Source organism: Allobaculum fili (assembly GCF_020969955.1).
Classification (GTDB): Bacteria; Bacillota_I; Bacilli_A; order Erysipelotrichales; family Erysipelotrichaceae; genus Allobaculum; species Allobaculum fili.
In genome coordinates, this window is record NZ_JAHDSX010000063.1 from 1 (window position 1) to 9,256 (window position 9,256).

Below are 9,256 nucleotides of genomic sequence, written 5' to 3' on the forward strand. Positions count from 1 at the left end.
GACTCGCTTGCCGGTACAGGGATTTCACCTTCTCTGTCCGCGCTTTCCATCGCGTTCCCGTTCGCTCGTCTTTCATTTCCAGCGGTCCTACAACCCCATATCGCTATGGTTTGGGCTCTTTCCCTTTCGCTCGCCGCTACTCGGAAAATCACTTTTGTTTTCTTTTCCTCCGGCTACTTAGATGTTTCAGTTCACCGGGTTTCTCTCCATTTGCATGGATGACTGGCTATAAAACCAGCCGGGTTCCCCCATTCGGATATCCGTGTGTCGTCGCTTCCCTGACAGCTCGGCACGGCTTTTCGCAGCCTGGCGCGTCCTTCATCATTCAAGAGTGGCAAGGCATCCTCCGTACGCCCTTCCTTGCTTGATCTAGTTCTCTAACTTTGGTTCTAGTTATGCTTGTTTCGAGATTTTTCTATTTCGTAAGAACTGTTCCACTAACTGTTTCCAACTTTCGGTTAAATCTTTATTACTCTTCAACTTTTCGTTAGACCTTCTGTTATGTCTTCTTACTGATGCTCGTTTTTCAAAGATCCATTTTTCCCTGTCCTCGATGGACAGGATTTGTCTTGTGAATATTTATTGTTCCCTCACAAGGCTCATTTAGTTTATCATGGCTTTTTGATCGCGTCAACTCTTTTTGTGAATATTTTTAATATTTTCACTTTATGAATTTTATGCGATAGATAAAGTCCTTTTTCGACTTTTCAAAAGTTCTCTTTCGAAAAGCGCTCCGTTAGAATAGCATGCCCTCTCTCCGGACGCAAGTTTTATTTGTGATTTTTTCGTTCAGCTTCACATAGGATTTTTGGGACAAAACGCAGGAAAGGCGCCCGTCCTGATGTGCTCAGGATGGGCGCCTTTATTCGAAAAGATATTGTTTTTCGATTGGAAAAATCAGTCCGGATTCAGACTTGCCAGCGCTTCTTTGTCGGGGAGAAGACGCAGATCGAGAAGGCTTGAATGGAGTGCTTTGGCCGCATCGTCGATTTGCTTCTGTGAAGACGCGTGACGAATAAGAGCCTTGCCCGCGTTCAGGATAGACGTGAATTCTTCCTGACCGGCTGAAGCATAGTCTGTAAGATCAAGTGCTTCGGCTTTATCGCAGAGAGTCTCCAGGAGTGAATAGTCAAAGACAAGGGACGGATCGTCTTTTCTCTGCAGTCCATCGAGAGCGGGCTGCAGGGCTCTGGCCATCGCATCGACATCCTTCTGTCTGGAGCGTGGGAGATTTCTTACGATGGCATCCAGAGCGTTCTGAACGTCTTCAAAATTCGCGTAGTCATCCGGATCGAGAGCGTCCGCTTCCTGAACCAGAGCGTCGAGCGCGGTGTAGTCGGCAAAGATGGCTTCCAGCTGATCCAGAGCGTCTTCCAGTCGGGTGCAGGCTGCATCCACTTCTTCCTGGGACGCTTCGGGGTTGACGTAAACGACGTTGACATCGGTCAGAGCAGTGTTGAACGCAGCCCAGGCTTCGGCGTCGTAATCGGAGGCAATCAGCGACTGGGCCTGTTTCATCAGCGTATCGAGGCGGGAGAAATCTGTAGGAACAACGAGTTCGCCAATCGTGTACGTCAGCTTCGTTCCATTGGAAAGGGTGAGCAGAATCTGATCGTCCTTTTCCAGAAGATCCTCGTCGTCAAGGGTCTTCGAACCGCGGGTGATGGCAATTGTGGAACCCTCAGGCATGATCACGTTGGAAAGGAAGACTGCTTTCGTAGTCTGTACGGGAACTTTAGAAATCTTATGCGTTCCGGTATCGATCGTGTACATGTAGCTGACGAGAGAATCGACCGGCTTATTGAGCGAGCAGCTGGTAACGAAACGATTGTAGAGAGCTTTGACATCGCCGCTCGGTTCATTGGAGTAGACGGTATCGCTGCGGCAGAAATTCCAGGCGAAGCGATAGGATTCCTTGCTGCTCATATTTTCTACACTGCACGTCTGGTCGCCATGAATATCCTTGCTCAGACGGTCAATCCACGTGGTCCACCGTGCACCGTAATAGTCTTTGAGCAGACCGCCGTATTCGCGGTTGGCGTAATCGTAAACGCCCCAGGTGTAGTACGGTGCCCAGGTCGTGATCAGACCGCGCGCATTCATTTCATAAATACGCTTCGTGAAATCATCTTCGCTTTCGCCGGCTTTTCTGGACGGCTCGAGCCAGTTTCCAAGCATCGAGTTTTTGTTCGAGTTGAGCACCTGTTCCTGCAAATCCAGAAGGTCGAGGAACTCAGCAGACGCCTGATCAAACTCGGATACGTTCCTGTTTCGGTAGGCCGATGTGAATTCCTGATAAACCGGGTAGGCGCTGTTGGCGACGCACTGGCGAAGCAGCGTATTCACATCGAACTGATAGCCTTCGCTCGTTTTGAAGCGGTCATAGTCCTTCATCAGCAACGTAAGGGCGTTTTCAAACTGCGCAATATTGTAGTGACGGTCAAACGAACCGTTTGGCGCTGCCTTGGACGCATCAAAGTGCGGCATGGCGCAGAAGATGGATTCTGGCGGTGTCTTGAAGTATTCAAGATCGGAGTAGGCGGTATTCAGAAGAATTTTCCATGCCGCTTTGGCGTCCGTCGTTACCGCACCGTAGCGGCGCTCGATGTAGCTGTCGAGCCACTTTTCCACATCGATGTCTTCGCTTTCCCACATCATTTCGCCCCAGAGATCGTATTTCGCCGGATCGTTGCCCGTACCTTCCGGAGCGATGCCCATGCCGACCATGTGGCTGGTGCCCTTGCGGACACGGCCTGGAATCTGGGCGATTTTTTTCAGGTTGCCGCAAAGGCCGACGCGGCCGCCATAGTTTTCCAGCATGCAATAGGTCCAGCTACTTCCGGTGAATTCGTTCGTATCGTCAAATTTGGCATTGCGGGTTCCATCCAGATCGAGCAGCAGGATATTGTTCTGTTTTTCTTCGCTGGAAATCCAGGAAAGCAGATCGGATTCAAAAGACCAGGACTGGATAACCCAGACACAGTTCGAATCGTATTTCTTCATTGCGTCGAGAACTTCCCATCCGACGGTGTCCCGGCCAATGTCGCCGGTGTTGCCGCCTTCATGGAAGGGGTCGGTCGCATAATAGTGGGCCCAGTCGCCGTACCCTTCTTTTTGCGCCTGATAAAATCTGGTTGCGTAGTCGTCATACGTGGCGGTATTGGTTTTGAGCATAGCCGGACGCTGGATGCCGTTCCACCATCCCTGATCAATGATTTCTACCGAGGAATCCTTGGACGTGATGTTCGTAGGCACCATGCCGGAATATCCCTGCAAAACCGGCGTCATGCCTAAAGCGCGCATGGAACGCTGGTTATGCCGGGCAAGTTCTGTGCTTTTTTCAAACCAGTCGTGCGGAATCGGGCCGCTGATGTTTTCCACGTTGGCCATGTACATCCAGCCAAGATAGCCTGGTCCGACCAGCCAGTCGCGAACTTCCTGTTCGCTGTAGCCGAGTCCGCCTAAAAAGCGTCTCCAGACTTCTTCCTGACCGGTAATATCCAGAACGGTGTTGTAGCCGTTGAGGGTCAGCCAGTCGAGTTCGTTCTGCCACTCGTCTTCGCCCCAGAAGGCCATGTTGTAGGAATGCGTGCAGTAGTTGTACGCGTAGCGGACTTCATAGGGACTTTCCTTGCGGATCGTACTGGGAACTTCCACAATTTCCGCCGGCATTTTCACCTGACGGGTCTGTCGGGCAATCTGCACGCTGCAGAAATACTTGAAGTAATAGTTCAGACCTGTCGTCAGAGACAGACCTTTATTGCCTCGAATACGCACTTTTCCGTTGTGCATGTCGATTTCATACCAGTCGAGTCCACTCGACTTTGCATCATCGAGTACAAACTCAAACCAGTCGTTATAGCTTTCGCCGACTGTTCGTCCAACAATATTGCGAACTTCACGCAGCGTTTCTTCCTGCGTTAAGGGTGCGGCATAATCGGTATCCTTAAAATCCGGAATGGAAATGGTATCCGGCGACTGCAGTTCGCTATCCGTTTCTTCGCCATAGGCACGGACTTCGCTGATCGGCAGTGTATCCTGCGTGGAGCAGTATTCCACAAGGACGCGGATGTCTCGCGCTTCTTAGGAATCGATCGCAAAGCGTTCGCCGGCAGTCGGACTCGGTTTGGTATCGTTTTTCTGACCGACCAGATCGTACGTCTCGCCATCAAGAGAGGCGTAAACCGAATACTGCGCGTATTCTTCCGATCCCATCGTTACCGGCGGAATCACCTGAATCGCCGAAAGCTTAACGTTGCGTTCCAGATCAATCTGGGCGTATGCCGGGCAGAATTTTGGAGCCCAGGCGGTGTAATTGTCGCCGTCAGTCAGATTTTCCTTATTCATGCCGTCCTGCTGACTGGACACATAAACCGGGCGGTTTAAAGCCAGGTTGTTTTCGTCTTCATCGACCGGCGGCGTTACCGACGTACTCTGTTTTCCGACAATGTGAATTTCATTGATATGAACGGAAGGGTTCTTCGTATTTGTCAGCATGGAGATCATCACATAGCGAACGCCTTCCGCATCTTTGGTAAACATTTCGCCATCCCGGGTCTGGGGTGTCTGGTCTTTCTTTTCGCCATACAGAGTGTAGTCGCGGCCATCCAGACTCGTGTACACCTCATACGTGTAAGAGCGGTCATCCGCGAAATACGGAATAACCTGAATGGAACTCAGATCGAAGACACAGTTTAAATCGACGCACAGACCCGATGCGCCTTCGGCGCCCCAATACGTATCCAGATCGCCGTCTCCGGCATTTTCGGCCGGATACCATTCTTCCGAACTGCTCGCACTGATCGAAGAATACGGAACCAGATCGTGCAGTTCATCCAGACAGATCGATCCAAAGACCTGCAGTTCCTTCAGATGGGCGTTATGGTTGTTGGGCTGAGTATCGGCATGAGTAGCCGTATATTCAATGCGAATGTAACGGGCTTTGACATCCGTAAACGAATCGCTTTCTCCTTCCGGCGTGTTCCAGGTTCGATTGGCCGTTCCTGTATGATCCGCAAGAACTATAAAGGATCCTTCTTCACCGGTCGTACTGCCAAGAATTTATATTCGTAGTAGCGGTTCGCATGACCTTCATCCGGGTTAAACCAGGCCATGAGATTGATCCGATCGATCTTGCAGATCGATTCCAGGTCAACCTGAATCCAGGCAGGCCCAACCGTCGTCCACCAGGAATTGGAATCGCCGTCGACGGCTTTCTGGGCTTCACTGCCGCTTTCACTGTCGGAAGCGGTGATCGGCCTGTTCAAAGCCAGATTCTGCGATTCAGTATCTTCCTCCGCGGCCAGCATCTGCATGGGGGGACTGCAGAGGGCTCTGGGGAAGAATTCCAAGAGCAAGCACGGCGCAGGACAGCGCCGAAATGCTTTTTCTCAGTTTCATTGTTTCTCCTTCCTTTGCTCAAATTAAGCGCTTACACTAAAGAGTATACGAGTAAACTTTTACTGAAATACATGCTTCTTTTAGTCATTTGAAGGATTTTCTCCAATAGTGCGAAAACAGACGTGAAAATCCATCCGTCGCAAAGGAATAAGCCAAAGCTCTCATCCCCGGCAAAGCACAACCCGCTACGGCATAGAATGCCGGCTCTGGAATAGGGATGAACTTCCATGCCAAAAGCGCCGGCCAGCTCAAACTCGAGCAGCCGACGCTTTCTATTCTTTATTTTGAATTCTTTTTCTTTGTGGATTTGCGAACTGTATCTTCAAACCGGGATGCATAATACTCGTCGCTTCGACTGTCGAGAATATCCAGAATCTGTTTTTGAAACCAGGGGGAATCCAGGTATTCATTCAGAGAGCTGTCCAGCGTGATCATATCTTCCCCGGACTTTTTGATCAGCCCATCAAAAGAGAGCAGCAAATGCTTAACTGGCATTTCGCGGATCTTTTTCAAATGCGCCGCATCCGTAATCTGATCAAACGCATTGCGTGAAGCGACATCCAGATCGGACCAGCGTGTTCCCCTTGAAAAGAAGGTTTTCCATGCCTGAAGCACGTCTTCTGGCGAATAGCTGGACGCAATAGTTCCGCTTTTGAGCAGACTTTGTCGAAGAACTTCCAGTACGGCCAGCTTATATACTCGGGACATTTTGGTAGTTTCCATCAAATGTAGAAATTTCCCAGCCGGCGAACGCATAAACGCCTGCTGCTTTTCGTCTAAAAGGTGCATGGAATCGAGAAAAGGCAGGTAATTGTGGAACGGACTGATTTTGGCATCCTTCATACAGTATTCCAGATCTTCATCGCTGAGCGCCTGACGCAGTTCCATTCGAGACGGAATATGGCCAAGACTTTCCTTCGCGTCATAAAACAGCCCTTGTACAATCTGGAGGCGGGACTGTTTGCGCTTCGCCAGATTTTTCAGAAGATCAATCAGCTCCAGATCAAAATCCACGACGCAGTTTCGAGGAACTGAACTGGCTGAACCTTTATCTTTTCCCCCAGTCGTTCCCGGATTCACGCCGATAAGCGATGGACCAAAGGACGCAGTTTTGTAATTTCCGATAAAGTCCAGAACCGTCAGATAGTCTTTCCCCGAAGCTTTGCGCAGGCCGCGGCCCAGCTGCTGCAGGTATACGACCGCCGACTCGGTCGGGCGAAGGAACATGACAAGATCCAGGTTTGGAATATCGGTTCCTTCGTTGAACAGATCGACGCTGAACAAAATCTTCAGATCGCCGTCTACCAGTTTTTTCAACGCGCTTTCCCGATCCATATCCGTAGATGTTTCCGAAAGGTCCGGATCAGATACGACGGAAGCGCAGGGAATGCCTTTGGACTGGAAATACTTCGCCATAAAACGGGCATGTTTTCGGGTAATGCAAAAGCCAAGTCCGCGTGAGGAAGGATGCTTTTGATAATGGCGATAAATGAGAGAAGCGCGTTCCAGATTCTGATCGTACGTATGCTCCAGAGCCGCCGCGTCAAAATGCATGCCTCGGATTTTGACATTTTCGTAATCCGTCGGATCGTAAATGCCATAGTAGCGAAACGGACTCAGATATCCCTGTGCGATCGCGTCAAACAAATTCATCTGATAGGGGACGTTATAGTCGCAAAGCATATACAGATCACGGCCGTCCAGACGATAGGGCGTAGCCGTCAGTCCTAAAAGAAATTTTGGATGGAAATAGGAAAGGATCTTTTTATACTGCCTCGCTGCCGCATGATGAAACTCATCAACCACGATGTAGTCAAAAGAATCGGACGGAAGCGTTTCTTCATTCAGAAGCCAGGGTTTGGCAAGTGTCTGAACCGAAGCAAACACCAGATCCCGATCCAGTTCTTTCCGATCCCCTTCAATAAAGCCGATAGAGGCGTCAGGACGAACGGTATGGAAGGCTTTGGCGGCCTGCGCAAGAATTTCGCGGCGATGCGCGACAAAAAGTACGCGTTCAAAGGTTCGAGAATCAAAAGCAGCAAGAAAAGTTTTCCCCGTTCCCGTTGCTGCCTGAACTAAAGCGCGCTGCTGTCCTTTCTGCCGCGTTTCTTCCAGCCTGTATAAAGCTTCGGTCTGTACAGCATTCGGTTCCACCCGAATTTCGTTTCCTTCTTCCGGATTCTGATCTTCTGCTGCGAACAGATCCATCCACTGCCCGCTTTGAAACGGTTCCCGGTCCAGCTGATATTCCTCAATGGAATCTTCCGTAAGCAAAATGCTGGAAGACCAGAGATCTTCAAAACTTTTCACAATTTTCTCTGTACTTTTTTCGTTTCCCTGGGAAGAGAACGCGTAGTTCCATTCGATTCCGGAAGTGAGCGCAGAACGGGAAAGGTTTGAGCTTCCAATCAGGATTTCCATATGGTCCAAACAATGAAAAATCCAGCATTTGGGGTGGAAAGAAACAATCGGATTATTGAACAGCCGCAGCTGGGCGGTATCCCCCAGTTCATGCAGGAGGACGTGCAAAGCCGCGGGTTCTGTAATACCCATATACGTTCCGCATAACAGTCGGATCTTCGTCTTCTTTTCGCGCAGTTTACGAAAAAGCGGAAGCAGAAGGCGAACACCGGAAAGCCGGACAAAGGAGACAGCCAGTTCAATTTCATCTGCCTGTTCGCTTATCTGATTCAAAAAGGGCAGGATCTGGTTTTTGATTACTGGACCGCCGCTGAAAAATTCAGAATTCATTTTCTCCTCCTCCTTTCCTCGTAAATCGTCTGCCTCTTCTATTTATGCCAGACTCTCTCAATATACGGTACCCAGAATGGTAAGAATCCGGCTGGCATTCCAAAGATTTCGCTGGATTCTGTTTTGCAGATAAGCCAAACGGAAAAGCAGAGGACTCTGCTTTGACGATCGTCCTCTGCTTCATGAAATCGTACTCTGTATCCGTCCGGCGAAGATTTTCTGTTGAACTCTTCCGTTCAGAAACAGGATCAGGAAGAATCAAACCGTCTTTCATTCCTCTTTCGGTATTTTCTACAGAGGTTTCTTCTGACTTAATGCGTTCAGCCAGATCTGCTCGGATCGGCCGGGTCGAACATCCCTGCTCTGCCACATTTCGGTGTCTCCAAATCCGGCGGATTTCAGAAGGGGCAAAAGTGAAGATTCTGTCTGATCACAGAAAAAACGCCCGTTTCGTTCGCCTTCAAACTCTCCATATTTAAAGGAACAGTAAAACCATCCTGCGGGCTTTAACGCCTGGAAAACCTTCGGAATCACTCTGGAAAGTTCGTCCCGGGAACAGTGCAAAAGCGACGAGCAGGCCCATACGCCGTCGTACGTGTCCCGCGCCTTCAGATCTTCAAAAAGCAGCAGACGTGCATCCATTCCGGATGCGCGGCACTGATTGACCATAGCCGGGGAGCCATCCGCAGCATCCACCTCATATCCCGCCTTCGAAAACGCGAGGGAATCCCGACCGGAGCCGCATCCAAAATCCAGAATCAATCCTTTTTTGGGGAGTTTTTCCAGAAAACGGCTTTGAACCTTTCCAAAGGAGACATTTTTGGTGTCCCGCACAAATTCATTCGCATGATCCTGGTAGTAAGCTAAAGTTTTTTTATCCGCCATACATTCAACCCCTTATTCTCTAAACGAGTTCGATCCCGTCTGCTGAAGGCAGCTGTAAGGATCCCTCTCTATGGGATAGTTTATCCCCGGAGCGAAAAATCCCCGAACGATATCGGATTTCTCCTTTATCTTTCGGGGATTTCATTTTGTCTGGCAGCTTCCTATCTTTGCCTTGCGGCTATTGTCGGCGTTCTGCAGCTTAACTGGCCAGGTTCGATAT

Annotated in this window: 5 protein-coding genes and 1 rRNA gene; all 6 read right to left on the reverse strand. The window is 49.8% G+C overall.

Annotated elements, in window-relative coordinates; translation table 11 throughout:
* A 23S ribosomal RNA gene (locus Afil_RS09945) occupies positions 1–370 on the reverse strand; the annotation flags it as partial.
* A gap of 527 nt (positions 371–897) precedes the next feature.
* On the reverse strand, positions 898–4,059 hold the full coding sequence (locus Afil_RS09950) for an alpha-N-acetylglucosaminidase TIM-barrel domain-containing protein (RefSeq protein WP_230268407.1): 3,162 nt from the start codon (positions 4,057–4,059) through the stop codon (positions 898–900).
* Between the two features lie 24 nt (positions 4,060–4,083).
* Entirely contained in the window at positions 4,084–5,061 is a 978-nt protein-coding gene (locus Afil_RS09955; protein WP_369413429.1) for a discoidin domain-containing protein, read from the reverse strand.
* Positions 5,022–5,315, reverse strand: a complete 294-nt coding sequence (locus Afil_RS09960) for a discoidin domain-containing protein (RefSeq protein WP_230268408.1) — start codon at positions 5,313–5,315, stop codon at positions 5,022–5,024. The genes Afil_RS09955 and Afil_RS09960 overlap by 40 nt, the downstream gene beginning before the upstream one ends.
* 364 nt (positions 5,316–5,679) lie before the next feature.
* A complete protein-coding gene (locus tag Afil_RS09965) occupies positions 5,680–8,151 on the reverse strand; it encodes a DEAD/DEAH box helicase family protein (protein ID WP_230268409.1) in 2,472 nt (823 codons plus the stop codon).
* Between the two features lie 291 nt (positions 8,152–8,442).
* Positions 8,443–9,036 (reverse strand): class I SAM-dependent DNA methyltransferase, encoded by a 594-nt coding sequence (locus Afil_RS09970; protein ID WP_230268410.1) that lies wholly within the window; start codon positions 9,034–9,036, stop codon positions 8,443–8,445.
* Positions 9,037–9,256 lie beyond the last annotated feature (220 nt).